20 protein-coding genes are annotated in these 24,647 nt (G+C 65.9%); 5 read left to right on the top strand and 15 right to left on the bottom strand.

The window, feature by feature from the left end:
• Positions 1-3: 3 nt before the first annotated feature.
• Positions 4-846, bottom strand: coding sequence for an alpha/beta hydrolase (locus HD883_RS03935; protein WP_179587729.1), 843 nt, complete (start codon positions 844-846; stop codon positions 4-6).
• A gap of 218 nt (positions 847-1,064) precedes the next feature.
• On the opposite strand from HD883_RS03935, the gene HD883_RS03930 reads away from it, so the two are divergent.
• The 3 genes from HD883_RS03930 (at position 1,065) to HD883_RS03920 (ending at position 4,971) form a co-directional block, all read left to right on the top strand.
• A complete protein-coding gene (locus HD883_RS03930; RefSeq protein ID WP_179587730.1) occupies positions 1,065-2,075 on the top strand; it encodes a LysR family transcriptional regulator in 1,011 nt (336 codons plus the stop codon).
• Between the two features lie 115 nt (positions 2,076-2,190).
• Entirely contained in the window at positions 2,191-3,609 is a 1,419-nt protein-coding gene (locus HD883_RS03925) for an MFS transporter (RefSeq protein ID WP_179587731.1), read from the top strand.
• Between the two features lie 198 nt (positions 3,610-3,807).
• A complete protein-coding gene (locus tag HD883_RS03920; protein WP_179587732.1) occupies positions 3,808-4,971 on the top strand; it encodes a histidine kinase dimerization/phosphoacceptor domain -containing protein in 1,164 nt (387 codons plus the stop codon).
• On the opposite strand, the gene HD883_RS03915 is transcribed toward HD883_RS03920, so the two are convergent.
• From HD883_RS03915 to HD883_RS03875, 9 genes are all read right to left on the bottom strand, one after another.
• On the bottom strand, positions 4,901-6,472 hold the full coding sequence (locus tag HD883_RS03915) for a glycine betaine ABC transporter substrate-binding protein (RefSeq protein WP_179588754.1): 1,572 nt from the start codon (positions 6,470-6,472) through the stop codon (positions 4,901-4,903). The two genes, HD883_RS03920 and HD883_RS03915, sit on opposite strands and share 71 nt — an antisense overlap.
• Before the next feature lie 119 nt (positions 6,473-6,591).
• Entirely contained in the window at positions 6,592-8,454 is a 1,863-nt protein-coding gene (locus tag HD883_RS03910; protein ID WP_179587733.1) for a glycoside hydrolase family 15 protein, read from the bottom strand.
• Positions 8,451-9,170, bottom strand: a complete 720-nt coding sequence (gene pgl, locus HD883_RS03905; protein ID WP_179587734.1) for a 6-phosphogluconolactonase — start codon at positions 9,168-9,170, stop codon at positions 8,451-8,453. The genes HD883_RS03910 and pgl overlap by 4 nt, the downstream gene beginning before the upstream one ends.
• 22 nt (positions 9,171-9,192) lie before the next feature.
• On the bottom strand, positions 9,193-10,080 hold the full coding sequence (locus tag HD883_RS03900) for an HAD family hydrolase (protein ID WP_179587735.1): 888 nt from the start codon (positions 10,078-10,080) through the stop codon (positions 9,193-9,195).
• The gene (gene zwf, locus HD883_RS03895; RefSeq protein WP_179587736.1) at positions 10,077-11,609 is read right to left on the bottom strand and encodes a glucose-6-phosphate dehydrogenase; all 1,533 of its coding nucleotides are present in this window, start codon (positions 11,607-11,609) and stop codon (positions 10,077-10,079) included. The genes HD883_RS03900 and zwf overlap by 4 nt, the downstream gene beginning before the upstream one ends.
• Complete coding sequence (gene gnd / locus HD883_RS03890; RefSeq protein ID WP_179587737.1) at positions 11,609-12,586, bottom strand: phosphogluconate dehydrogenase (NAD(+)-dependent, decarboxylating); 978 nt, start codon at positions 12,584-12,586, stop codon at positions 11,609-11,611. Before gnd ends, zwf begins: the two co-directional genes overlap by 1 nt.
• 25 nt (positions 12,587-12,611) lie before the next feature.
• Complete coding sequence (locus tag HD883_RS03885; protein ID WP_179587738.1) at positions 12,612-15,422, bottom strand: bifunctional transaldolase/phosoglucose isomerase; 2,811 nt, start codon at positions 15,420-15,422, stop codon at positions 12,612-12,614.
• Complete coding sequence (tkt, locus tag HD883_RS03880; RefSeq protein ID WP_179587739.1) at positions 15,419-17,530, bottom strand: transketolase; 2,112 nt, start codon at positions 17,528-17,530, stop codon at positions 15,419-15,421. Before tkt ends, HD883_RS03885 begins: the two co-directional genes overlap by 4 nt.
• Positions 17,531-17,795: 265 nt before the next feature.
• Entirely contained in the window at positions 17,796-18,671 is an 876-nt protein-coding gene (locus HD883_RS03875; protein ID WP_306455903.1) for a DUF72 domain-containing protein, read from the bottom strand.
• 181 nt (positions 18,672-18,852) lie between these two features.
• On the opposite strand from HD883_RS03875, the gene HD883_RS03870 reads away from it, so the two are divergent.
• Positions 18,853-19,926, top strand: a complete 1,074-nt coding sequence (locus tag HD883_RS03870) for a GGDEF domain-containing protein (protein WP_179587740.1) — start codon at positions 18,853-18,855, stop codon at positions 19,924-19,926.
• 62 nt (positions 19,927-19,988) lie between these two features.
• Here HD883_RS03870 and HD883_RS03865 read toward each other — a convergent pair whose 3' ends face one another.
• The 4 genes from HD883_RS03865 to HD883_RS03850 all read right to left on the bottom strand — a co-directional run bounded on the left by HD883_RS03865 (position 19,989) and on the right by HD883_RS03850 (position 23,254).
• The gene (locus HD883_RS03865) at positions 19,989-20,804 is read right to left on the bottom strand and encodes a MetQ/NlpA family ABC transporter substrate-binding protein (protein WP_179587741.1); all 816 of its coding nucleotides are present in this window, start codon (positions 20,802-20,804) and stop codon (positions 19,989-19,991) included.
• A gap of 60 nt (positions 20,805-20,864) precedes the next feature.
• Positions 20,865-21,527 carry a methionine ABC transporter permease gene (locus HD883_RS03860; RefSeq protein ID WP_179587742.1) on the bottom strand — a complete coding sequence of 221 codons (663 nt, stop codon included), beginning with the start codon at positions 21,525-21,527 and terminating at the stop codon, positions 20,865-20,867.
• Positions 21,520-22,413, bottom strand: coding sequence for a methionine ABC transporter ATP-binding protein (locus HD883_RS03855; protein ID WP_179587743.1), 894 nt, complete (start codon positions 22,411-22,413; stop codon positions 21,520-21,522). The genes HD883_RS03860 and HD883_RS03855 overlap by 8 nt, the downstream gene beginning before the upstream one ends.
• A 208-nt stretch (positions 22,414-22,621) precedes the next feature.
• The gene (locus tag HD883_RS03850) at positions 22,622-23,254 is read right to left on the bottom strand and encodes a DNA-3-methyladenine glycosylase (protein WP_257021985.1); all 633 of its coding nucleotides are present in this window, start codon (positions 23,252-23,254) and stop codon (positions 22,622-22,624) included.
• Positions 23,255-23,456: 202 nt separating this feature from the next.
• On the opposite strand from HD883_RS03850, the gene HD883_RS03845 reads away from it, so the two are divergent.
• A complete protein-coding gene (locus HD883_RS03845) occupies positions 23,457-24,062 on the top strand; it encodes a hypothetical protein (protein WP_179587745.1) in 606 nt (201 codons plus the stop codon).
• A gap of 2 nt (positions 24,063-24,064) precedes the next feature.
• Here the strand turns inward: HD883_RS03845 and HD883_RS03840 are convergent, their stop codons facing one another.
• Entirely contained in the window at positions 24,065-24,610 is a 546-nt protein-coding gene (locus HD883_RS03840) for a GNAT family N-acetyltransferase (RefSeq protein WP_179587746.1), read from the bottom strand.
• Positions 24,611-24,647: the final 37 nt, after the last annotated feature.

Raw genomic sequence — 24,647 nt, 5'->3', positions numbered from 1 at the left:
GGGTCAGGCCACCGGCAGCGGCGCGGGCAACACCAGCTGGCGCCGCAGAAAATGAACGATGTCTTCCAGCGCCGGCAGATGGCTGCGCAGCGCGGCGTGGGTCACATCGGCAAAGCGGGCGACCTGCGTACGCACGCCGACGGCAATTAGCTCGGCGGCATAGCGCTCTGCTTCCACATGCAGCACGTCGCATTCGGCCGTGGCGATACAGGCTGGCGGCAGGCCCCGCAGGCGGCGCGATTCCAGCGGCGCGGCATAGGGATGGATACGCTGCATCAGTTGCGGCAGGTACTGGCGATAGCAGTCGGCGCAATCGGCGGCGGTCAGGTCCGACCGCAGCCGGGTCGCATCGCCCAGGCGGGTCATGCTGGGATCGAGCATGGGGCCGATCAGCGCCTGGGCCGACACGGCGACCACGCCGCGGTCCCGTGCGATCAGCGCCAGGCAGGCAGCGATGTTGCCGCCTGCGTCGTCACCGGCCACCGCCAACCGCAGGGGGTCGGCGCCAAAGTCCGGCGCGTGAGCCACGGTCCACAGGGCGGCGGCGTACGCATCTTCCGGCGCAGCGGGAAACGGACGCTTCGGCGCCAGGGCATAGCCCACGGTCAGCACGGCGGCCGGGCAGGCCTGCGCAATGAAGCGCGCCGGTACGTCGGCGTCGTCCAGACCACCGCCTACGAAGCCGCCGCCATGGAAATACAGCACGGTCGGCAGCAGGCCCACGCCCGCCGGACGGTACAGCCGCATCGGAATGATGCCGGCCGGACCGGGAATGGCGAAGCTGTGGACCGTCACGGGGCCGGTCGGGCTGGGATCGCGGGCGGGAAACGCCGGAAGGGTGTTCATTGCGAAAGGCGGATATCGCCGGCAAGTTGGGATGGACGGATTCTGGGAGTTTCGCCTTGCCGGATAAACACCTATAATCCGGCAACACTATTCGTCCTGAGCAAACAATCTTTTCGATTGTGCGGATTCCTTCTGGAAAGCGCCGCGTTCTGCGCCGCTTTTCTGGCGGTCCGCCGTCCACATGCGCCCGGGACCCTCCTCTGCTCACGGAGTCCGCCATGGATCGCTTCCAGGCTATGCAGGTGTTCACGCGTGTCGTGGACGCCAACAGCTTTACCCAGGCCGCCGAATCGCTGGGCCTGCCCCGCACCACCGTCACCACCACCATCCAGAACCTGGAAAAGCTGCTGCAGGTACGTCTGCTGAACCGGACCACGCGCCGGCTGAGCCTGACCCCCGACGGCGCGGCCTACTACGAACGGTGCGCGCGGATTCTGGCGGACGTCGAAGACACCGAAGCGTCGTTCCGCGACGTGGCGCGCGGGCCCAAGGGCCGGTTGCGGGTGGACGTGCCCAGTTCGATCGGACGCAAGATCCTGATTCCGGCGCTATCGGAATTCCGTACGCGATACCCCGATCTGGAACTGGTGATCGGCATGACCGACCGGCCGGTGGACCTGGTGCAGGAAGCCGTCGACTGCGCGGTGCGCGCAGGTAACCTGGCCGATTCGACCATGGTGGCGCGGCGCATCGGCAACTTCCATGGGGTGACCTGCGCGTCGCCCGACTACCTGGAACGCTACGGCACGCCGACCACGCTGGACGACCTGGCCCACCACCAGGCCGTGCACTACTTTTCCAGCCGCACGGGCCGCACCATCGATTGGGACTTCATCGTGGATGGTGAAGTGCGCGAAATGAAGGTCGAAGGCGGCGTGTCGGTCAACGACAGCGATGCCTATGTCGACTGCGCCCTGCAAGGCATGGGCATGATCCAGTCGCCCCGCTTTCTGGTGTTGCCGTATCTGCAGTCGGGCGAACTGCGGGAAGTGCTGTCGCAATGGCAGCCTGCCCCGCTGCCGATTTCGGTCGTGTATCTGCACAACCGGCATCTGTCGCCCAAGGTCCGGGCCTTTGTGGACTGGGTGGCGGATCTGTTCGGCGGGTGCCCGCTGCTGAGCGGCGAGCCGTTCGACGAGAACCAGGAATGCACGTTCGGCAAGATCGAGCCTGCAACGACGCTGCGGGCGGTGCTGGAACAGAACAGCGTGGTGGACAGCGTTTTCTGAGGCGCGCGGGGCATGACATGACGTGAGGGACATAGGGCCGCCCGATTTTCGCCGCCCTTGCTTTTAATGATGACCATCATTTAAGATCCAGGCATCCCCGCTGCCCAGGATCGTCATGTTCGCGCTGCCTTTGTCCCGCTGGCTTGCCCGGCGCCATTTTCATTACGCCTGGGTGATCGCAGGTGTCGCCTTCCTGACCATGTTGACGACGTCCGCGGCCCTCGGCCTGCCGGGCGCCATGCTCTTGCCGCTGAGCGGCGAATTTGGCTGGAACACCGAACAGATCTCGTCCGCCCTCGCCTTGCGATTCGCCTTGTTCGGTTTGATGGGGCCGTTCGCGGCGGTGTTCATGGAACGGAATGGTTTGCGCGCGGTGGTCACCACGGCGTTGGCGCTGGTGGCGGGCGGGCTGGTGTTGTCCACCGGCATGTCGCACTTCTGGCAACTGGTGACGCTGTGGGGCCTCGTGCTGGGCGTGGGTTCGGGCATGACGGCGCTGGTGCTGGGCGCGGTGGTGGCCAACCGGTGGTTCGACCGGCACCGAGGCCTGGTGATCGGCGTGCTCACGGCCAGTTCCGCCACCGGCCAGCTGGCCTTCCTGCCGCTGGCAGCCTGGCTGATCCAGCACCACGGCTGGCGGTGGGCGGTGATCCCGACCGTGATCGTCGGCGCGATCGTGGCGGTGCTGGCGGTGACGCTGCTGCGCAGCCATCCGCGCGACCTGGGCCTGGCGCCGTATGGAGCCGATGACGCGACGGTGAAGGCGGCGGCATCGGCGCCGGCTTCTTCGGCGGCTTCGGCGGCTTCGGCGGCTTCGGACGCGTCGCCGCCGCCGCGATCGGTTCCCGATGCCACCGCTGTCCCGGGCTCGATGGCGCCGCCACGGCCTTCGTTCCTCGCCCCCTTTTCCGTACTGCGCAGTGTGTCCGGCAACCGCACCTTCTGGGTGCTGGCCGGCACCTTCTTCATCTGTGGCCTGAGCACGAACGGCCTGATCCAGACCCACTTCATCACCCTGTGCGGCGACTTCGGCATGGCCGCCGTGCCCGCCGCCAGTGTGCTGGCGTTGATGGGGGCCTTCGACTTTGTCGGCACGATCCTGTCCGGCTGGCTGTCCGACCGCTACGACAGCCGCAAGCTTTTGTTCTGGTACTACGGCCTGCGCGCGCTGTCCTTGTTCTGGCTGCCGCACTCGACCTTCACCCTGTACGGCTTGTCCTTGTTTGCGATGTTCTACGGGCTGGACTGGATTGCCACCGTGCCACCCACGGTCAAGCTGGCCGCGGCGGAATTCGGCCGGGAACGCACCGGCGTCGTGTTCGGGTGGATCTTTGCCGCTCACCAGCTGGGGGCAGCCGTGGCGGCCTACGGCGCGGGTCTGTCGCGCACCCTGCTCATGACGTACACGCCCGCGCTGTATGGCGCGGGCATTGCGTGTCTGATTGCAGCAGTGCTTGCATTGACCATCCGGCGCATGTCCAGTGCAACGGTTGCACCGCCCCGCCCCCCCGTTGGGGATCTGGCTCATCCATAAGGGCGACGGTCAGGCCGGCGGTCCTCACGTAAGCTCCAAGGTCTATGCCGGGCGGCGGGATTTGCGCCACAGGTGCCGACGGGGTTGGTTGCAAGGCGCCAACCGGTCGGCGATACTCACCCGCGTCGTGCCGCTTACGCGTTTTCCCGTAAGCCAGAGCCTCCGCCCTGAGCCGATCCGACTTTCAGAACCCAATCCATGTCTCACTGCGGTGCCCCGATCCCCGAGGGGGACCAGGCGCGTGTCGATGCCTTGCATCGGCTCGATGTCCTGGATACCTTGCCCGAACCCGCTTACGACGACATCGTGGCGCTTGCCAGTCACATCTGCGGCACGCCCATCGCGCTGGTGTCGCTGGTCGATACCGAACGGCAATGGTTCAAGGCCAAGGTCGGTCTGGGCGCGCAGGAAACCCATCGTGACCTGGCCTTTTGCGGACACGCCCTGCTTTTGCCCACCGAGGTCACGGTGGTGGAAGACGCCACGCTGGACCCACGCTTTCGCGAAAGCCAGCTCGTCCTGGGGCCGCCCTACATCCGCTTTTACGCCGGCGCCCCAATCGTCACGACCGAAGGTCACGTGCTGGGTACGGTGTGCGTGATCGACACCGTGCCGCGGCTGCTGAGAGCTGACCAGCTGGCCGCACTGCGATCGTTGGCGCGCCAGGCCGCGCAGTTCCTGCAGATGCGAGAAGCGGCCAAGGTCAGCCAGCAAATGGCGATAGACCTGGCTGCCACCGTGCGTGAACGCGACGCGGCGCTGGAGCATGCCGCCATCATGTCGCGCGAAATCGACCATCGCGTCATGAACAGCCTGCAGATGATTTCAGCCTTGCTGGAGATGCAGAGCCAGCAACAGAAGAACACCGACGCCGGCGCCGCCCTGCGCCGCGCCGTGGGCAGCGTGCAGGCCATCGCGCGTGTTCACCAGCAGATTCACCTGGCCGAATCGGGCGAACGGCCTGACGCCACCGCGTACCTGGCCAGGCTGTGCGAAGAATGCTCACGGGTATTCGACCATGGCGCGCCGGTCATGGTGGAAGGCCCGGTGATCCATGTGGAGACCGATGATCTCGTCTCGCTGGGATTGATCGTGAACGAGCTGGTCACCAACTCGTTCAAGCACGGCGCCGGCCACGTCGGCGTCAAGCTCAGCGCCCATGACGGGCGGATCGACCGGCTGGTGGTGACGGATGACGGCCCCGGCCCGCCAGAAGGTTTCACCCTTCAGGGTGGCCGCGGGCTGGGCATGCGCGTGGTGCGTTCCCTGGCGCGCAAGCTGGGCGCGGATGTCAGCCTGTGTTGCGGGCCATCGGGACACGGCGCGGTGGCGACGCTGCAGATGCGTCCTGCCGAGGCGTAAGCGATAGCGTGCGCCGGCGCCGCCACGCGGCCGCTTCGAATCCCAATTCGCTGACCAATGCCAATGCCGCCGCGGGCAACGCCCCGGCCATCAGCAGGCCGTGATCGTTCAGCGCCAGGCCTGTCACGATCCGCTCGCCATACCCGCCTGCACCAATAAAGGCCGCAATCGTTGCCGTGCCGATCGCGATCGACGTGGCAGTGCGAATGCCGCTCAGAATGGTCGGGCGCGCCAGCGGCAGGTCGATCAGCCGCATGCTTTGCGCCGGCGTCAGCCCCAGGGCCAGCGCGGCAGACCTCAGCCCGGGCGGCACTTCGGCCAGGCCCGTGCAGGTATTGCGCAGGATAGGCAGCAAGGCGTACAGCGTGAGGGCGACCAACGCTGGCAGAACGCCGATCCGCCCGGTCATCGAGATCAACACGGCCAGCATCGCCAGCGACGGCACGGTCTGCAGCAGACTGGCCACGCCCAGCACGATCGTGCGCGACCGCGGGCTGGACGCGACGGCCACCCCGGCCGGGATCGCCACCGCGCAGGCGATCAGCACCGACACCGCAACCAGCAGCAGATGCTGCAGCGTCAGCCGCAGCAAGTCCGGCCCGAACAGCTTGCCCAGAAAGCCTGACGCGCCCGACGCGGCGTCCACGGATTGCCCACCCAGATGGTCACGGGCAATCCGATCGAACGGCACGCCGTGCAATTCGGCACGGGCGTTCATCCCGATCATCTCGGCTTCATCGATCGACCCCGCCAGGGTGCCGATGGCAGACCAGGCTGCGGGGAAGCGCTGCGGTACATCCAGCCGGTGCAGCAGCACCGCGTCGTAGCGCGGAAAATATTTGCGATCGTCAACCAGCACCAACAGGTCCAGCGCTTCGATCTTGGCATCGGTGGTGTAGATGTCGATCACGTCGGTGCGGCCTTGCGCCAGGGCGTCGTAGGCCAGCCCGTGGTCCAGCCCGGTGGGTGCCTGCGGCAAGCCATAGCTCGCCGCCAGTCCGCGCCAGCCATCGGCGCGTCCGATGAATTCGTTGGACAGGCCAAAGCGCAGCGACGGATGGGCGGCCAGATCACTCAGTGTCGTGACGCCCAGACGCGCGGCGTCCGCCTTGCGCATGGTCAGCGCATAGCCGTCGTTGAAGCCCAACGGGATGTCGACGCCCAGGCCCAGCGGCGCCAGTTGCTCTCGCAGTTGCGGCAGCGTCAGGGTCTGCTGCGATTTAAGGATCTCTTGAGCGATGGTGCCGACATATTCGGCGTAGACGTCAATGCTGCCTGCCCGCAGGGCCTCGAACACGATGGCCGTATTGCCCAAGCCCTGCAGCACGCGCGGCGGCTCGCGCGTGGCCACCGCGGCCGTCTGCGCCAGGATTTCGGCCAGGATGTAGGACTCGGTGAACCGTTTCGAGCCGACGCGCAGCGTGCCGGCATCCTTGGCAAGGGTGGCGGTGGTGGCGGCATGCACCGGCCCGGTCGACAGGTACACGGCCAGCGCCAGCATCAAGACGTAAAAGCACGCCCGCGCTGCCCCCTTCACCCACGCGCAAGCCCCGGCAGGCAGGGTGAACCACTGCAAGTCGCCACTACGCATCACTCGCCGCCCAGGTATCCAAAGCCGCATCAGGCATAAGCCGCCGCTTCCGCATCGCCCACCCCATGCGCGCGGCCGCCGGCGCCGGTCTGGCCGCGATGCAGGTTCAGCGCGGTGTTGATGATGCCGATATGGCTGAACGCCTGGGGGAAATTACCCAGCATGCGTTTGGCCTTCGGTTCCCACTGCTCCGCCAGCAAGCCCACGTCATTGCACAGATCCACCAGCCGTTCAAACAGCGCAAGTGCGTCATCGCGCCGCCCCATCATCACGTAGACGTCGGCCAGCCAGAACGAGCAGACCAGGAAGGTGCCTTCGCCCGGCGGCAGGCCATCCGTGCCGCTTTCCGACGCATAGCGCTGCACGAAGCCGTCGCACATCAGGGTGGATTCGATCGCGTCCACGGTCCGCACAATGCGGGGATCATCGGGCGGCAGAAAGCCCGTCAGCACCAGTTGCAGGAGGCTGGCATCCAGTTCGCGCGACCCGTAGGACTGCACGAAGCATCCCAGGTCGGTGTTGTAGCCCTCGCGGCATACCTCGGCATGGATCCGGTCGGCCGTGGCCCGACAGCGCGCGCGCCAACCGGCGTCGTCATAGGGGTCGTCGTCTTCTGGCGCCCGCGCCAACCGGTCGAACGCCACCCAGGCCATCACCTTGGAATGGGTGAAATGGCGCGGTTCGCCCCGGATTTCCCAGATGCCCCGGTCCTTGCCCTGCCACGCTTTTTCCAGGAACGGCACCATCACCTGCGCAATGGCCGCGCTGCGCCGATGGCGAGGCAGCCCGCCGCGCAAGGCCTGCATCATTGCGTCGGTGACTTCGCCATAGATGTCCAGCTGGGTCTGCGTGGCCGCTTCATTGCCGATACGAACCGGGCGCGAGCCCTCATAGCCGTCCAGCCAGGGCAGTTCCTGTTCCGGCAGGCGGCGCTCGCCCCCCAGGCCGTACATGATCTGCATCTGTTCCGGATTGCCAGCCACGGATCGCAGCAGCCACTCGCGCCAGGCGCCGGCTTCTTCGAAGTAGCCAAGGTTCATGAATGCGTACAGCGTCATGGTCGCGTCGCGCAGCCAGCAATACCGGTAGTCCCAGTTCCGTTCGCTGCCGATGCATTCCGGCAGTGACGTGGTGGCCGCCGCCACGATGCCGCCGGTCGGGCCGTAGGTCAGCGCCTTCAGGGTCACCAGCGACCGTTTGACCGCCGCGCTCCAGGAGCCGACCTCGGGGCAGCGATTGGCAAACGCTTCCCACCAGGCCTGCGTCCGGCCAAGCTCGGCGGCCGCATCCAGCGGTGCGTGCAGGGCTTCATTGGAAGGCTGATGCGACAGCACGAACACCACCCGGTCACCCGGGCCCACGGCAAACTGGCTGCCGGTGTGATGGTCCTGCGGCACCAGCGGCGCGTCGGTGCGCAGCACCAGCATGTCGGGGCCGGCCACCGCCGTGAGGGTGTGGGCATCGGCTTTTTCGACCCACGGCACGGCGCTGCCATAGTCGAATCGCATGACCAGGTCCATCTCGAACGGCACGGTGCCCGACACACCTTCCACGATGCGCACGATGCTGGACGTGGCATTGCCATGCGGCATGAAGTCGGTCACGCACGCCGTGCCAGAGTCGGTGGCATACCGGGTCTGCAAGACCATCGTGCCATCGACATACTGCCGGTCGACGCGATAGCCCGGCGTGGCCGGCGCGATCTTCCAGCAGCCGTTGTCGACCGTGCCAAGCAAGGCCGCGAAGCACGCCGGTGCATCGAATCGCGGCACGCACAGCCAGTCGATCGACCCATCGCGCGAGACCAGGGCGGCGGTCAAGGTGTCGCCCAGCAAGGCGTAGTCTTCGATCCGCGCAACCGGCGCGGCCGGCCTGCTGCCCGTCGTGCTCATGCGGCGGGCGCCGCGCTGCGATCCAGATACCAGACCAGGTCACCGTCGGCATGCACACGCGCGGCAGGCAAGGCCCTGTCGCCCGCGAACACGCGGGTCAACGCCGGCTGCTTGGCGGCGCCTTCCACCATGAACAGCACCGTGCGGGCGCTGGCCAGCGCCGGATAGGTCAAGGTGATGCGCGTTTCGGGCTTCTGGTCCCGCACGGCAACGACCCACGCCGCCGTCTCGTCCAATTGCGTTGCCCCGGGAAACAGGGACGCGGTATGGCCATCGTCGCCCATGCCCAGCAGGTTCACGTCGAACAGAGGCCGCGCGGGATCCAGTGCCGATGCGCCGTAGTAGTCCTGCAGTGTGCGCTGGTACGCGGCGGCGGCGGCTTCCGGCTCGCCGTCGGTCGGCATGGCGTGAATGTTGGCAGGCGGAATGGGCACGTGGGACAACATCGTTTCGCGGGCCATGCGTGCGTTGTTGTCGGGGTGATCGGCCGGAACGAACCGTTCGTCGCCCCAGAAGACGTGCACGCGATCCCAAGGAATCCGGCGGGAAATATCCGGTGTGGCGAGCAGCGCATACAAGGGCTTGGGCGTCGAGCCGCCCGACAGCGCGAGGGCAAAGCGCCCTTCGGTCTGCGCGATGCGGTCCACGAGCCAGGCCGCGCACGCGTCGACCATCTGACGACGGTCATCGAAAATCTTGGTAGCAGGTGATGCCATGGCTTTCCTGGATGCTTGGGGGTCAGTCATTCGTTCGGGTGCCGGTCGCGCCCGCTGTCGGGGCGTCGGGGGCGGCTGTCGGGGCGCCGGGGGCGGCGCCCAGCACATAACGGTGGATTGCCGCCGCCACGCCGTCGTCGCTATTGCTCGCCGTCACCACATCGGCCCGCGCCTGGACCGCCGCCTCGCCCTGCCCCATGGCGATCGCCCAGCCGGCCTGGCCGAACATCGGCACATCGTTGTCAGCGTCACCGATCACGGCCACATGCGCCATGTGCACGCCGACCAACTTGGCCAGCGCCACCACCGCATTGCCCTTGTTGGCCTGCGGGGCCGTTAGGTCCAGATAGTAGGGCTGCGACCGGACTGCCGTCGCGCGGTCTGCCAGCTGCGCCGCCAGGGTCTGCTCCAGCTGCGCGAGCAAGGCGTGATCGTCGCTGGCGCCCACCATCTTGTCCACCCGATCCAGATAGGGCGTGAAATCGTCAACCAAGGTCGGGCCGTAGCCCAGCGTCACGGTTTCCTTGTCGACCAGCCGCCCACTGTCCTTCAGCACCAGCCACAGGTCGTCTGCGAACACCCAGGCATCCACGCCGTGCGCGGTCAGCACATCGACTGCCTCGCGCGCCGCGTCAGCCGGGATCCGGTGGGTGACCGCCACGCTGCCGTCGGCATGCAGCACGACGCCACCATTGAACGCGGCATACGGCAAGGTCACGTGCAGGGCCTTGAGCACGGCGGCCATCCCGCGCGGCGGCCGGCTGCTGACCAGGGTGAACGCCACGCCTGCATCACCCAGCGCCCCCACCGCGGCCACGTTGGCCTCGCTCAAGGACTTGTCAGGCCGGACCAGCGTGCCGTCCACGTCCGAGATCAGCAAGGCGATCGACGGGAGTTGGCGGGCGGTCATGCGAGCGAATGCCAGCTGCGCCCATCGCGGCCCAGCAAGTCGTCAGCCGCAGTCGGGCCATCCTTGCCGGCGGCATAGGGTTCGACCGTGCCGCCACCCGCCCAGGCATCCAGGAACGGCTGCACCGCCGCCCAGCCATTCTCGATATTGTCGGCGCGCTGGAACAGCGTCTGGTCGCCGATCAGGCAGTCATAGATCAGCGTTTCGTAACCGGTGGATGGCTGCATCTCGAACACATCGGCGTACGAAAATCCAAGCTGCACCGTTTCCATCTCGACCGTCGGGCCGGGGCGCTTGGCCTGGATCGCCAGCCACATGCCTTCGTCGGGCTGAATCTGGATCACCAGGTAGTTCGGCATCATGCGGTCAATGCCCAGATTTCGGAACTGCGCATACGGCGCTGGCTTGAAGTAGATGACGATTTCGGTATCGCGTACGCTCATGCGCTTGCCGGTGCGCAGGTAGAACGGCACGCCGGCCCACCGCCAGTTATCGACCATGACTTTCAGGGCCACATAGGTCTCGGTGGTGCTGGAGCGTGCGACGCGAGGCTCGGACTTGTAGCCCGGAACCTTTTCGCCATTGACCGTGCCAGCTCTGTACTGGCCGCGCACGGAATTGGCGCGCGCCTGGGCGGGTGTCGGCGGACGGATCGCACCGATCACCTTGGCTTTTTCACCCCGCACGGCGTCGGCGCCGAAGGCGGCGGGCGGTTCCATCGCGACCATGGCCAGCAGCTGGAACAGGTGGTTCGGAACCATGTCGCGCAGCGCGCCGGTGGTCTCGTAGAAACTGCCGCGATCTTCGACGCCCACGGTTTCGGCCGCCGTGATCTGCACGTGGTCGATGTAGTGGTTGTTCCAGAACGACTCGAACAGCGCATTGGAAAAGCGGCTGACCAGAATATTCTGGACGGTCTCCTTGCCCAGGTAGTGATCGATACGGAAGATCTGCCGTTCGTCCATGACCGCCAGGATCTGCGCATTCAATTCGCGCGCCGACGCCAGGTCATGCCCGAACGGCTTTTCAATCACGACACGGCGAAAGCTTCCTTCGTTTTCTTTCAGCAGCCCGGACTTGCCCAGGCGTTCCACCACCACACTGAAAAAGCGCGGCGACGTGGCCAGATAGAACACGGCGTTGCCGGTGCCCGACTCGCGTATCCGTTCCGCCACGGCCTCGTAGGTCGCGTCTTCCAGAAAGTCGCCTTCAATGTACGAAATGCGCTTGGCCAGCTTTTGCCACAACGCTTCGTCCAGGGGTTGGCTGTCGCTCTTGGCGGCTTTCTTGGCCGCCTGCGCGCGCACAAAGTTGGCAAGCTTGTCGCGAAAGGCGTCGTCCGTCACGCTGTTGTGGTCGACACCCACGATCTTCAGGTCGGCGCCAACGAGGCCATCGCGGGTCAGGTTGTACAGCGCCGGAGTCAGCAGGCGCTGCACCAGGTCGCCGTGCGCGCCAAACAGGAACAGGGTGGCGGCGGGCGCCTTGGTCGCAGTGCTTTGCGTCTTGGTCGCTTTCGGCTTCGCCATTACTGGGGCACCTCGACGTGGCCGCCAAAGCCATAACGCATTGCAGACAGCATCCGGTCACCATAGGTGTGTTCCTGACGCGAACGAAAGCGCGCGAAGAGCGCACTCGCCAGCACCGGCGTCGGCACGGCTTCTTCGATCGCGGCCTGGATCGTCCAGCGCCCTTCCCCGCTGTCCGACACCGCGCCCGTGTACCGCGCCAGTTCCTGGTCTTCCGCCAGCGCGCTGGCGGTCAGGTCCAGCAGCCACGACGAGATCACGCTGCCCCGCCGCCAGACCTCGGCCACATCGGCCAGGTTCAGGTCGAAGCGCTGTTCTTCGGGCAGATGCGGCGACGCCTTCATTTTCAGGATGTCGAAGCCTTCTGCGTAAGCCTGCATCATTCCGTATTCGATGCCGTTATGAACCATCTTCACGAAATGGCCCGAGCCGGCGGGGCCGGTGTACAGATAGCCGCGCTCGGACCGGTCATCGGCCACCTTGCGGTTTGGCGTGCGCGGGATCGATCCATAGCCTGGGGCCAGGGCATCAAACAGGGGTTCGAGCCGGTCAAAGGCTTGGGCCGTGCCGCCGATCATCATGCAGTAGCCGCGTTCCAGGCCCCACACGCCGCCCGATGTGCCGACGTCGATGTAGTCGATGCCTTTCTTGGCGAGGCCCATCGCACGGCGGATGTCGTCCTTGTAGAAGCTGTTGCCGCCATCGATGATGGTGTCGCCGGCTTCGAGCAGATCGGCCAGTGCGGCCACGGTCTGTTCGGTCGGGTCGCCCGCGGGCAGCATCACCCACACCGCGCGCGGCTTGGTCAGCGACGCGACCACGCCTGCCAGATCGCTGGCGCCCGTTGAACCGTCCTTGGCCAGGTCCTGCACGGCCTCGGGGTTGTGGTCGTACACGACCGTCTCATGACCATGACGTTGCAGCCGGCGCGCAATATTGCCGCCCATGCGGCCCAATCCGATGATTCCAAGTTGCATGAAGGTATCCCAGAAGAAGTGGAAGTCAGGCCAACGCGGTGGACACGGCGTCCGCCAGCTGGGCCAGTCCGGCATCGACGTCACCGCCGACGATGTGCACGCGCAAGGTACGGCGGCCGCGTTCAACCAGCACCTGCAGGTCGCCCTGCGCCTGCGCCGCGATCACCACGCCAAACGTGATGCGGCGGCCAGGAATCGGCAGGTCGGTGGCGGGGTCCGCCGTGATCTGAAGGAACACGCCCGAATTGGGCCCGCCCTTGTAGGCTTGCCCGGTCGAATGCAGGAACCGCGGCCCGAAGCCGCCCACGGTGGCGCAGCCGCTGGTTTCACGGATGGCCTGGCGGATGCCGGTCAGCACCGCTTCATGCGCCGCGTTGCGTTCCACATAGGCCAGCACCGCCGCGTAGTCATGGTCGGACAGGCGGCCCAGATGCGCCGCCAGAATGCCCCCCGCCGTCCCATCGGCCTTCAAGGACGCGTCGCCATAAAAGGCCAGATGGCCGTCGGTCGCCAGCGGCGCGGCGTCGCCCAGCGATCCGCTTTTTTCGAACGCGTCGGTCAGCGCCCGCGTCTTGATCTTGCTGGCTTCGACATCGGGCTGGTCGAAGGGATCGATGCCGATGACCGCACCGGCGATGGCCGTGGCGACTTCCCAGCGGAAGAATTCCTGGCCAATCAGTTCCGGACGCGCCAGGGTGATGCGCACGACCGGATGCCCGGCCGCCGCCAGCGCGTCGACCTTCGCATCCAGGTCCGCCGCGTCATCGCCCGCCACACGAAGGTAGGCGAACATGCGGTCGTTGCCATAGCTGTCGGGGCCGGCCAGCGGTTCGCCGTCGACGGGGATCACGCCCTTGCCTTCCTTGCCGGTCGATTCGGCCAGCAACTGCTCCAGCCAGGACCCGATGCTTTCGATCCGGGGCGACGCAATGACGGTGAGCTTGTCGCGGCCCGCCTTGACCGATTCACCGATCGCCACGCCCAGTTGCACCCCCGGGTTCGAGGCCGGCGGCGCGCTGGGGCCGCAAGCGCGGACCATGGCCTGGGTATCGGCAAAGAACCGTTCGACGTCGTGTCCGGCAATGCCGAAAGGCACGATGCCGAACACGGACAGCACCGAATACCGCCCGCCAATCGTGGCATCGCCATGAAAGATGGCGCGGTAGCCATCGGCCTTGGCCAACGCTTCGAGCTTGGAACCGGGATCGGTCACGGCCACGAACTGCTTGCCGTTGCGACCGGCCTGCTCGAAAAAGTAGGCCGCCAGGATTTCAGGTTCCAGCGTCGAGCCCGACTTGCTGGACACGATGAACAGCGTCTTGTCGATGTCGATCAGCGACTGGACCTTGCGGATCTGCGCGGGGTCGGTCGAATCCAGCACATGCAACTCGGCGCCGCCCTGGCAGCCGAGGGTACGCGCCAGAACTTCCGGGCCCAGGCTGGAACCGCCCATGCCGAGCAGGACGGCGTCACGAAAGCCGTCCTGCTTGACCGCGTCCGCCAACGCACGCACGGCGGCGGCATCCACCTGCCTGCCTTGCGCGGCCGAGAACCACCCTTGCCACTTGGCCTCGTCGGTATTGGTCCACAGTGTCGCGTCCCCCTGCCACATGCGCCGCGTCCACCCTTCGCGCGCGGCGCGCGCCAGCGTGTCATCCACCGCTGTCTGCAAGGCGTCCGGCAGATGCAGCGTGGCCGCATTCAAGGCGTCGCCCAGAAAGGCCGTACGCTTGCCTGCCACGCCCGCCAGCAAGGCATCGGCCGCATCCGAAAACTGTTGCGCGCCGTCTTCCACCAGCGCGGCCGTGATGCCTGGCAGGTCCAGGCCCAGCCGGTCCACGTCGGCCAGCACCTGGCGCGCCGCATCGATGTCGGTGTCTATCGTCCGCGCCACCTTGCCATGGTCGCGAAACGCGTCCATCGTCTTGGGCGGCATGGTATTGACCGTGTCGGGACCCACCAGGGTGTCGACGTACAAGGTGTCGGGATAGTCCGGATTCTTCACGCCCGTGGATGCCCACAACAGCCGCTGCGGCGCCGCGCCCTTGGCTTCCAGCGCCTGCCAGCGGTCGCTCTGCATCGATTCCAGGTAGTGCTGATAGGCCACCTTTGCATTGGCAATGGCCACCTTGCCTTTCAAGGCCTTGAGCGTTGCCGCATCCTTGTCGTTCCCGGCCAGCCGCTTGTCGATTTTCTTGTCGATCTGGGCATCGATCCGGCTCACAAAAAAGCTGGCCACGCTGGCAATGCCGCGCACCGGCTTGCCCGCCGCCGCCCGCGCTTCCAGCCCCGCCACATAGGCTTCTGCCACCGCCAGGTAGGAGTCGACCGAAAACAGCAAGGTCACATTGACGTTGATGCCGTCTTCGATCAGCGCGCGGATCGCGGGCACGCCGGCTTCGGTGCCGGGCACCTTGACCATCAGATTGGGCCGGTCCACCGCCGCCCACAGGCGCCGGCCTTCTTCCAGCGTGTCCTGGGTGTTCATCGCCAGATACGGCGACACTTCCAGGCTGACATAGCCGTCCAGCCCGTCCAGCCGGTCGTACACCGGCCGCAAGATATCGGCCGCGGCACGGATGTCTTCGATCGCCAGGTGCTCGTAGACGTCCACGACATCGGCATCGGATTGCTTCAGGAAGGCCTGCAGGCTGTCGTCGTAGGCCGTCCCCTGCCCCATCGCCTTTTCAAAGATCGACGGGTTGGAGGTCACACCGGTCAGGCCGTCTTCACGTACCAGTTTTTCCAGGCCGCCTTCTTTCAGGAATTCCCGGCTGACAAAATCCAGCCAGACCGCCTGACCGGCGTCACCCAGCTGGGTCAAGGGATTGCTCATTCCGACCTCCTCAACGCGATCTGCTCGCGCGCCAGCTTGACCAGGTTGTCGACCGTAAAGCCGTACTTGGCTTGCAGCTTGCCGATTGGAGCCGACGCGCCAAAGCTGTTCATGACCAGCTTCGCGCCCTTCATGCCGACATAACGGTCCCAGCCCATGGGCCCGGCCTGCTCCACCGCCACGCGAGCCAGCTGGTCAGGCGGCAGCACCTCGTTGCGATAGGCCTCGTCCTGCAGTTCGAACAGTTCCCAACTGGGCATCGACACGACCCGGGCGCGCACGCCGTCTTGCTTGAGCGCCTCGTAGGCCTGCAGGCACAGCGACACTTCGCTGCCGGTGCCGACCAGGATCACTTCGGGCGCGCCGCCTTCCGCGTCGGCCAGCACGTAGGCACCCTTGGCCAGACCACTGGCCGGCGCGTACTTGCTGCGGTCCACCGTCGGCAATGCCTGGCGTGACAGCACGATGGACGACGGCCGGTCGCTTTGCGACAGCGCGACTTTCCAGGCCTCGGCCGTTTCGTTGGCATCGGCCGGACGCAGTGTCGTCATCCCAGGGATGCCGCGCAATTGCGCGAGCTGCTCGATCGGCTGGTGGGTCGGACCATCTTCACCCACGCCGATCGAATCGTGCGTGAACACGAACACCACCGGCAGTTCCATGATCGCGGCCAGGCGCAGCGGCGGCTTCATGTAATCGCTGAACACCATGAAGGTGGCGGTATACGGCCGCAGATAGCACAAGGCCATGCCGTTGGCGATGGCGCCCATCGCATGTTCACGAATGCCGAAGTGCACGTTGCGGCCGGCATAGTCCTGTGCCGAAAAGCTGCCGGCGCCTTCGAAATTGAGCTTGGTCTTGGTCGACGGCGCCAGGTCCGCCGCGCCGCCCAGCAGCCACGGCACCTTGGCCGCGAACGCGTTCAACACCTTGCCGCCCGCATCGCGCGACGCAATCCCCTTGGCGTCGGCGTCGAACGTCGGCACGGCGTCATCCCAACCATCGGGCATCTTGCCGCGGCGCATGCGGTGCAGTTCATCGATCTTTTCCGGCTCGGCTTCCTGGGCCTTGGCCAGCGCGGCTTCCCACGCTTCAAAGTCGGGCGCAACCCGCGCGATCATCAGATCACGCAAGTGGTCGCGGACGTCGTCGGGGACCCGGAAATTCGCGTCTTCGGGCCAGCCGTACGCGCGTTTGGTCAGCTTGATTTCTTCGGCGCCCAGGGGCTCGCCGTGCGCCGCCGCCGTGTTGTGCTTGTTGGGCGACCCGTAACCGATCACGCTGTCGACCACGATCAGCGTGGGCCTGTCCGTCGTATCCTTGAAGGTCTGCAAGGCCGCGGCGATCGCGGCCGTGTCGTTGGCGTCGGCCACGTGCAGCGTGTTCCAGCCATAGCCGCGGAACCGCTCGGCCACATTTTCGCTGAACGCCAGTTCGGTGTGCCCTTCGATGCTGATGGTGTTGTTGTCATACAGCCAACACAGGTTGGCCAGCTTCAGGTGGCCGGCCATCGAGGCCGCTTCGCCCGAGATGCCTTCCATCATGTCGCCGTCGCCGCACAACACATAGACGTCGTAATCGAACAGCGGCGTGTCGCCGCCTCCGTTGAAGCGGTCGCCCAGCCAGCAGGCCGCCATGGCCATGCCGACACTGTTGGCGCAGCCTTGGCCCAGCGGACCCGTCGTCGTTTCCACGCCGGTCGTCATGCGGTATTCGGGGTGCCCCGGCGTGCGGGAATCCATCTGCCGGAACTGCTTGATGTCGTCAAGGCTGACCGCGGGCCGGCCCGTGCGCTCGCCTTCGGCATCGATCTCGCCCACGCCCGACAGATGCAGCAGGCCATACAGCAACATCGACGCGTGGCCGACCGACAGCACGAAACGATCGCGGTTGGGCCAGTCGGGTTGTTCGGGGTGGAAGCGCAGGAAGTCGCGCCAGAGGGTGTAGCCCACGGGGGCCAGCGCCATCGGGGTGCCGGGGTGGCCCGAGTTGGCCTGCTGGACGGCGTCCATGGCCAGAGTGCGGATCGTGTTGATCGCGAGCGTGTCGGTTCCCGAGGGAGCCGCGCCCGACGGGATCGTCGAGGCCAATGCTGGGGAAGTGCCCATAGTTCTCGCTCCTGGTTGTGCAAGGCGGATGCTGCACGGCAGCAAGAACCGCGCCCATCTTGCCCAGTCAGGGCACCGCCAGGATGGACGATGCCCGATGCTCTAGGTGGACTGGCCGTTCCGGGTGAAGTTCGGCCGCGATTGTCACCAAGCGCGAGCACGCGTCCTGCCCACGGCCACGCCAGATCCCCCTTGGAGCCTTGCCCCACCGGCATCTTCTGCCGATGAGCTGCTACTTTTACTCGCGTGAGGTTTCAGTCTGCTGTCAGACATCCTGCCCGGCTTCGACACGTGCAAGCAGGTCCAGCGCATTGGGCACCGCTTCGCCCTGCGCCGTGTTGTCGAACACGACCCATGCGGTCTGCCCGTGCCGGACCGACTCGCGCACCGCCTCGGCCTCTGCAGCCAGCACCTCGTCAGGATACGCCGACCGGTAGAGCACCGGGGACCCATGGAGTCGAACATAGGTCATTTCCGTCCCACCCACGGGCGGCGGGAGGCCGACCGGATTCGGATCGGCGCGCACAAAGCTCACCCCATGCCTTGCCATGACGCCCGTCGCGGCCTCGGTAAACCACGTGCGGTGACGCGGCTCGCACGCCAGGGGTGCAGGGGTCGACTGGCGGAGCGATGCGAAAAACGCGGGCGCAACGGCGTCGTCAAAGGCAAGTGACGGCGGCAGCTGCACCAGCAGGCAGCCCAGCTTGGGGCCCAGCACGTGCACCCCTTCCAGGAAGTCAGCCAGCAAGGCGTCGATGCCGGCCAGCTTCTGGTCATGGGTGATGGTGCGCGGCAGCTTGACCGCGAAACGGAAGTCGTCAGGCACCGAGTCGCGCCATCGTGCGTAGGTAGCCGGGCGATGGGGGCGATAGAACGAGGTATCGATTTCGACGGCGTTGAAGACGCGGGCGTACCGTTCCAGATGGCTGCCGTCGCCGGGAAAGCGGTCGGCCACGCGTGATGACAGGCTCCACCCGGCGCAGCCGACGCGCATCGACGCGCCCGCCACCGATCCGCCCCCCGAGGATCCGCCCGCCACCAATCCGCCACCCGCCTTGCCACCTGGCCGTGCGTGGGCAGGCGTATCGCCTTGCTTCCCCGGACCGTCAGCGCTTACCTGAAACCCGTCTTGTTTTCGCATAAGAGTGCCTACTCACCTGTTAGTACTGACAGGTCGGCAAGGCGCATGCCCAATCGACGGACCTACAATCGCCACTGGCTTATTCGATGCATCCATTGGCGTCGCTGCGCCTTTGTTCTTGCCCTGGATACCCTTGCGCCAGGCGCCGACCGGGCCTTCCTTGACCTTTGCGAGTGTCGGCATGCCAGACAGAATTCTTGCGCTTCCCCCCAACCAGCGGGCAGCGCTGACCGACCTGGAACGATTCCAGTCCTACACCACCGAAAGTCTGCGCCCCCACGTCGTGGCGATGATGATCCTGTCGATCATCGGGCTGGGCATCTTCGCCACGGTGTTCCCGCAACCGCCAGCCATCGACGGCATGGTGCCCCGCATGGGCATCCTGTCTACGCTCAGCCTGATCGCCTGGTTCTGTTCGCGGACGCCCACCTATCGCGGCTTTGTCCTGTGGAAGGTGGTGTATGTCACCTCCTACAGCCTGGCGCTGCGCGGCTACCTGTCGGGGGAACTGGCCCACGAACTGTGGAATCTTGCCTTGTGCTGCACGGTCATGGTGGTCATTGCGCCCTTGATGCAGACACGGCTGGAATGCGCGTTCAACATGGCCGCGGCGTGGGTGATCCTGACGCCGATCGACCGCGTTCCGGAAAGCATGACCGGCAACGAAGCGGGCATTCTTGTCATCTCGGGCAGTGTCATGGTCTGCGGCATCCTGAGCTTTCGGGCGTCGGCCGCGCAGCGCGCCCAGACCTTTCGGCGCGCCGAACAGCTTGCCAACTTTGCCTACGCCGACCCGCTTACGTTGCTGCCCAATCGCCGGTCGTTCCTGACCCACGCGCCGGAATTCCTGCGCGGCTTGCCCCGGCCGGGCCTGGCCGCCGCCGTCATGATGCTGGATGTGGACGACTTCAAGCGGGTGAACGACACCTTCGGCCACGACGCGGGCGATCAGGCCTTGTGCGCGATCGCAAACGTGCTGGCCGACCTGGGCAAGGACCAGCTGGTGGCGCGATGGGGAGGGGAAGAGTTCGTGGTGCTGGCGCGCGCGGATTCGGCGGCCGGCCTGAACTGGTTTGCGGAACAGGTGCGACGGTCGGTCAACACCTTGCGCCTGCCGCACGGCGCGCTGTCCGTCAGCATCGGCATGGCCGATGTGGCGCCGGGCGAAAGCCTGAGCGACCTGCTGATACGGGCCGACAAGGCCCTCTATGCCGCCAAGCACCAGGGCAAGAACCGGGTGGCGCGCGCCGCGTAAGCGGCGCGGCCAGAGCGGCCCACCCGATCAGGCGCCCTGGCGCCTCATTGCGAGCCGTCGTCTTACTGCAGGAACGACGGCTTGGCGTAGCCCGGGAAGTTCTTGTCGACCACGGCCTTGAAGTCAGCCGACTTGTAGGCCTCGGTAATGTCCTTGGCCCACTGCGAGTCCTTGTCGGCGCGCTTCACGGCCACGACGTTCAGGTAGTAGTCGGGCGTCTTTTCCAGCACCACGGCTTCGGTCAGCTTCAGGCCCGACGACACGGCAAAGTTGCCCGTGATGATCGCGTAGTCGACGTCACCCAACGAACGCGGCAGCTGCGCGGCTTCCAGTGGCACGAACTTCAGCTTGCGCGGATTGCTGTCGATATCCTTTTCCGACGCGCGCAGCGGATCCACGCCAGCCTTCATGGTGACCAGCTTGTTCTGCTGCAGCAGCAACAGTGCACGGGCCAGGTTGGCGGGATCGTTCGGGATGGAAAAACGATCGCCGTCCTTGACCTCGTTCAGCGACTTGCGCTTGCTCGAATACGCACCCAGCGGCGCGATCGGACCCTGGACGATTTCCACCAGGTCCAGCTTCTGGTCGGCGGCGAACTTTTGCAGATAGACACGATGCTGGAAGAAGTTGGCGTCGAGCGAGCCCTGGGCCAGCGCCTGGTTGGGCTGCACGTAGTCGTTGAACTCGACCAGCTTGACCTTGTAGCCCTTCTTTTGCAGCAAGGGCACGATGCCCAGCTTCCATTGGTCGCTGTTGGACCCGGCGGTCACGCCCACGACCAGGTCTTTCTTGTCGGCCTGGGCGTGCGCGCCAACGGCAACGGTGCCCAGCGACGCGGCCAGGACGGACAACAACAGCTTGCGACGAACGGTAAACATAAAGAAGGTCTCGATAGAAAGAAGAATCAGATGAATGGCAGTGGATGCAAGGTAGCGGGCTCAGCGCTTGTCCAGGCGGCGCGCAATGCCGTTGCCTGCGAACTGGATGATCTGCACCAGCACCAGCAGCAGCGCCACGGTCAGGATCATGACGTCGGACTGGAAGCGATAGTAGCCATAACGGATGGCGATGTCGCCGATCCCGCCGCCGCCCACCACTCCGGCGATCGCCGAATACGACAGGAAGCTCACCGCCAGGACGGTCAGCGCCAGCACCAGGCCCGACCGCGCTTCGACAATCAGCACGCGCCAGACGATCTGCAGTTCGGACGCGCCCATGGCGTGGGCCGCCTCGATCACGCCGCGCGGCACGTCGCGCAGGCATTGTTCCACCAGCCGCGCAAAGTAGGCGATGGCCGCGATGGACAGTGGCACCGCGGCCGCGACCGGACCGATCGACGTGCCCGCAATGATGCGCGTGAACGGCACCAGCGCCACCAGCAGGATGATGAACGGAAAGGACCGGACCGTATTGATGATCCAGTTCAGCGCAACGAATACGAATCGGTTGGCCAAAGACTGGCCGGGGCTGAGCAGGAACAGCAAGATGCCCAGCGGGCCGCCGATCAGGATGGCGGCGCTCAGGCCGATGCCCAGCATCAGAAAGGTCTGCCCGATGGCAACCCACAGCTCGGGCAGGATGGCGACAATGTTGTCAGACACGGGGCGGCTCCAGTTCGGTATCCACGGCCAGATCACTGGCGTCAAGGCGGTCGTGGGCAGTCAGGCCCGCGTCGTCACCGCTTTCCGGATCGATCGCCCGCGCCTTGCGCAAGGCGCCCAACTCGCGGCCCAGCTGCGTGCGGCGCGGGGTGTCCGGGGGATCGCTCAGGGCGAACTGTTCCACTACCTTGCCCTCTTCCACTACCGCCACCTGGGTGCACAGCGCCCGCACCACCGACAGTTCATGGGTCACGATCACGATCGTCACGCCCAGCTTGGCATTGATGTCGCGCAGGGTGGCCAGCACGGCGCGGGTCGTTTCCGGATCCAGCGCCGACGTGGGTTCGTCGCACAGCAACACGGCCGGCCGCGGTGCCAGCGCGCGGGCAATGGCCACGCGCTGCTTCTGCCCGCCCGACAACTGCGCCGGATAGCTGTCGGCCTTTTCGGACAGCCCGACGATATCCAGGCACTCGCGCACACGCCGGGCCACGGCGTCCTTGTCACGCACGCCATGGATCTTGAGCGGAAAGGCCACGTTGTCGAACACCGTGGCGTTCTGCAGCAGGTTGAACTGCTGGAAGATCATGCCGATGGTCTGGCGCATGTCGCGCAGCGCGCGTTTCGACAGGCGCGTCAGGTCGTCGTCGCCTACATACACGGCGCCGCTGTCGGGACGTTCAAGCAGATTGATCAGGCGCATCAGCGTCGACTTGCCGGCTCCGCTCTTGCCGACCAGGCCGAACACTTCGCCGCGCGCGATCGACAGGGACACGTCATCGACGGCCTGGAACATCTGTTTGCCGGGAAGCACAAAGGACTTGCAGACCGACTGCAGTCGGATGAGCGGCGCGCCTGGCGCAGCCGCCCGGACGTCATTACCCATGGCGGCGAGCCACCGGTGCGGAACGACGAGTCACAGGCACGACGAAAAGGGCCGCAGTCAACTGCTGCGGCCCTGGGAACGTGGAACGATCCAAATGGAATAAAGACATGCTGCCAGTATCAATAAAAATGCTAAATCCGGGAAATAATAAGAAGTGGTTTTCATATTCCCCCTGCAATATAAGCGCCCGGCGGTGACCCGGGCAAGTTCAGGCGGCCGGCTCGATCAGCGTGGCAGGCTTGAACGGCTTGCTGACATAGGGCGATCCGCGCTCGCCAAAGCGCCACGGCAGGTCGATCGCCTTGGAAATGCCGATGCGTGGACCCGCGATCACGTCCACCGGGCCGGATGGCGCGATCAGCGCGAAGGGCGGCGCAAAGACCGACAGGCCATAGTGGCCCTGGCTGATGGCCAGCGCCTGGGTCAGCCGCCCCGGGCCGGCGCACAGCAGCCGGTCGTTGGTCATGCCGCGGCGCGCGCGCATGGTCTCGATGCCCTCGGTCGGCTCAAGTGCGCGGATCAGGACGCCCGCCCCGTGGCCGTCTTCGCGGCACACGATATTGAAACACCAGTGCAGGCCATAGGAACGGTAGATATAGGCATGGCCCGGCGGCCCGAACATGGCGGCGTTGCGGCCGCTGGGTCCGCCAAAGGTGTGGGACGCGGGATCGTCACGGTCATAGGCTTCCGTCTCGACAATCCGGCCGCCGATGCCGTCCACCAGCACGGTGCAGCCGATCAGCGCGCGGGCAACGGTGGGGGCGTCGGCAGACAGGTCGATCGGAAAGCCGGCAACGCTGGCTGATTCGGACGGCAAAGTCGGGCGCAAAGGTCGGGTCAAGGTGGCAATGAACGGGTTGGGGACGGCGGCAAGGAATGCAGCCGATATTTTGCCCTGCCATCCCGATCCGCTGTCGGGGACAGGCGCAGAGTTAAACAGAATGTTTAACATTGCCCACCCTGCTTCAGGCTACAACGGGTCAGCTCATCCGCAGTGGCGTCCGCCCTGCCCCTCTCTGTTTGCCTTGTTTCAAGGAATCCTCATGCTGACCTTTCGCCATGCTGCTCTTTTTGTTGCCTGCCTGACCGCTGCCGGGTCCGCCCTGGCCCAGGCGCCGGCGATGACCCGCGTCCCGGGTGAAGTCGTTGCCGCCACCGCCACCACGCTGACCGTCAAGCACATGAGCGGCGAGACCGTCGAAATCATGGCGCCGGCCAATACGCCGGTGCTGGCGATGAAGCCCCTGACCCGTGCCGACATCAAGACCGGCACGTTCGTCGGGATTGGCGCCAAGAAAGAAGCCGATGGCAAACAGACCGCCATGCAGGTCGTCGTGTTTCCGGAATCGGCACGCGGCACCGGCGAAGGCCACCGTGAGTGGAACCGTGGCGCCGACAGCACCATGACCAACGCCAACGTGGACGCCGTGGTCGACAGCAAGAATGGTAATGACGTGAAGCTGTCCTACAAGGGCGGCTCGCAAACCATTACCGTGCCGGCTGACGCCAAGGTGATCACCTGGGTCCCCGGCACACGGGCCGATGTCATGGCCGGCAAGAAAGTGGTGGTGAACGCCACGATGATGGACGGCAAGCCGACCGCCAGCCGCATCATGGTCGAAAAGGACGGCGCCCTGCCGCCGATGTAAGGTCAAAGGTCGTCGGGCGGCGGGATCAGCGCGTACATGGCGGCGTCGCAGGGCCGCCCGTCGAACCACAGCCGGTTGCGCGACACGCATTCGAACGTGGCGCCGGCTTTCTCGGCGACCCGCCGGCTGGCCGTGTTGTCCACCTGGGCCAGGATTTCCAGCCGCGTCAGTCCCAGCTCGCGAAATCCGTAGGCCGCGATCACCCCGACCGCCTCGCTCGCCAGCCCCTGGCGCTGCCGGCTCGCCCGGATCCAGTAGCCGATGTTGCCGTAGTTGTGCTCCCGGTTGATCTGGTTGATCGAGATGCCACCTAGCAGGGTCTTGCCATCCGGTGTAAAGATGCCGAACTCATAGCTGGTCTCGGATTGCAGATTGTCGGCACACAGCGCAAACCACTCGCGCGCCTCGTCGGTCGTGTAGTCGGCATGGCACCAGGGCATCCACGCCATGAGCGACCCCACGGATTCGAAGACGGCGTCGGCAAACGCGTCGGCGTCGGCCTGGCGGAAGGGGCGGATGCAGAGGTGGGCAGAGTCTAGAGGCAACATCGGTGATGCGATCCCGGTGCGAACGTAAACGCCAGCC

This window comes from Pigmentiphaga litoralis, assembly GCF_013408655.1.
Classification (GTDB): domain Bacteria; phylum Pseudomonadota; class Gammaproteobacteria; order Burkholderiales; family Burkholderiaceae_B; genus Pigmentiphaga; species Pigmentiphaga litoralis_A.
The sequence above is the reverse complement of the archived record's forward strand: the minus strand, read 5'-3'. Positions and strand labels throughout refer to the sequence as shown.

Coding starts and splice junctions, on each gene's coding strand:
- HD883_RS03870 (WP_179587740.1), top strand. CDS start 18,853: ATGCCAGACAGAATTCTTGCGCTTCCCCCCAACCAGCGGGCAGCGCTG.
- gnd (WP_179587737.1), bottom strand. CDS start 12,586: ATGCAACTTGGAATCATCGGATTGGGCCGCATGGGCGGCAATATTGCG.
- HD883_RS03910 (WP_179587733.1), bottom strand. CDS start 8,454: ATGAGCACGACGGGCAGCAGGCCGGCCGCGCCGGTTGCGCGGATCGAA.
- tkt (WP_179587739.1), bottom strand. CDS start 17,530: ATGGGCACTTCCCCAGCATTGGCCTCGACGATCCCGTCGGGCGCGGCT.
- HD883_RS03855 (WP_179587743.1), bottom strand. CDS start 22,413: ATGGGTAATGACGTCCGGGCGGCTGCGCCAGGCGCGCCGCTCATCCGA.
- zwf (WP_179587736.1), bottom strand. CDS start 11,609: ATGGCGAAGCCGAAAGCGACCAAGACGCAAAGCACTGCGACCAAGGCG.
- HD883_RS03885 (WP_179587738.1), bottom strand. CDS start 15,422: ATGAGCAATCCCTTGACCCAGCTGGGTGACGCCGGTCAGGCGGTCTGG.
- HD883_RS03845 (WP_179587745.1), top strand. CDS start 23,457: ATGCTGACCTTTCGCCATGCTGCTCTTTTTGTTGCCTGCCTGACCGCT.
- HD883_RS03935 (WP_179587729.1), bottom strand. CDS start 846: ATGAACACCCTTCCGGCGTTTCCCGCCCGCGATCCCAGCCCGACCGGC.
- HD883_RS03915 (WP_179588754.1), bottom strand. CDS start 6,472: ATGCTGGCGCTGGCCGTGTACCTGTCGACCGGGCCGGTGCATGCCGCC.
- HD883_RS03865 (WP_179587741.1), bottom strand. CDS start 20,804: ATGTTTACCGTTCGTCGCAAGCTGTTGTTGTCCGTCCTGGCCGCGTCG.
- HD883_RS03930 (WP_179587730.1), top strand. CDS start 1,065: ATGGATCGCTTCCAGGCTATGCAGGTGTTCACGCGTGTCGTGGACGCC.
- HD883_RS03875 (WP_306455903.1), bottom strand. CDS start 18,671: ATGCGAAAACAAGACGGGTTTCAGGTAAGCGCTGACGGTCCGGGGAAG.
- pgl (WP_179587734.1), bottom strand. CDS start 9,170: ATGGCATCACCTGCTACCAAGATTTTCGATGACCGTCGTCAGATGGTC.
- HD883_RS03925 (WP_179587731.1), top strand. CDS start 2,191: ATGTTCGCGCTGCCTTTGTCCCGCTGGCTTGCCCGGCGCCATTTTCAT.
- HD883_RS03900 (WP_179587735.1), bottom strand. CDS start 10,080: ATGACCGCCCGCCAACTCCCGTCGATCGCCTTGCTGATCTCGGACGTG.
- HD883_RS03840 (WP_179587746.1), bottom strand. CDS start 24,610: ATGTTGCCTCTAGACTCTGCCCACCTCTGCATCCGCCCCTTCCGCCAG.
- HD883_RS03920 (WP_179587732.1), top strand. CDS start 3,808: ATGTCTCACTGCGGTGCCCCGATCCCCGAGGGGGACCAGGCGCGTGTC.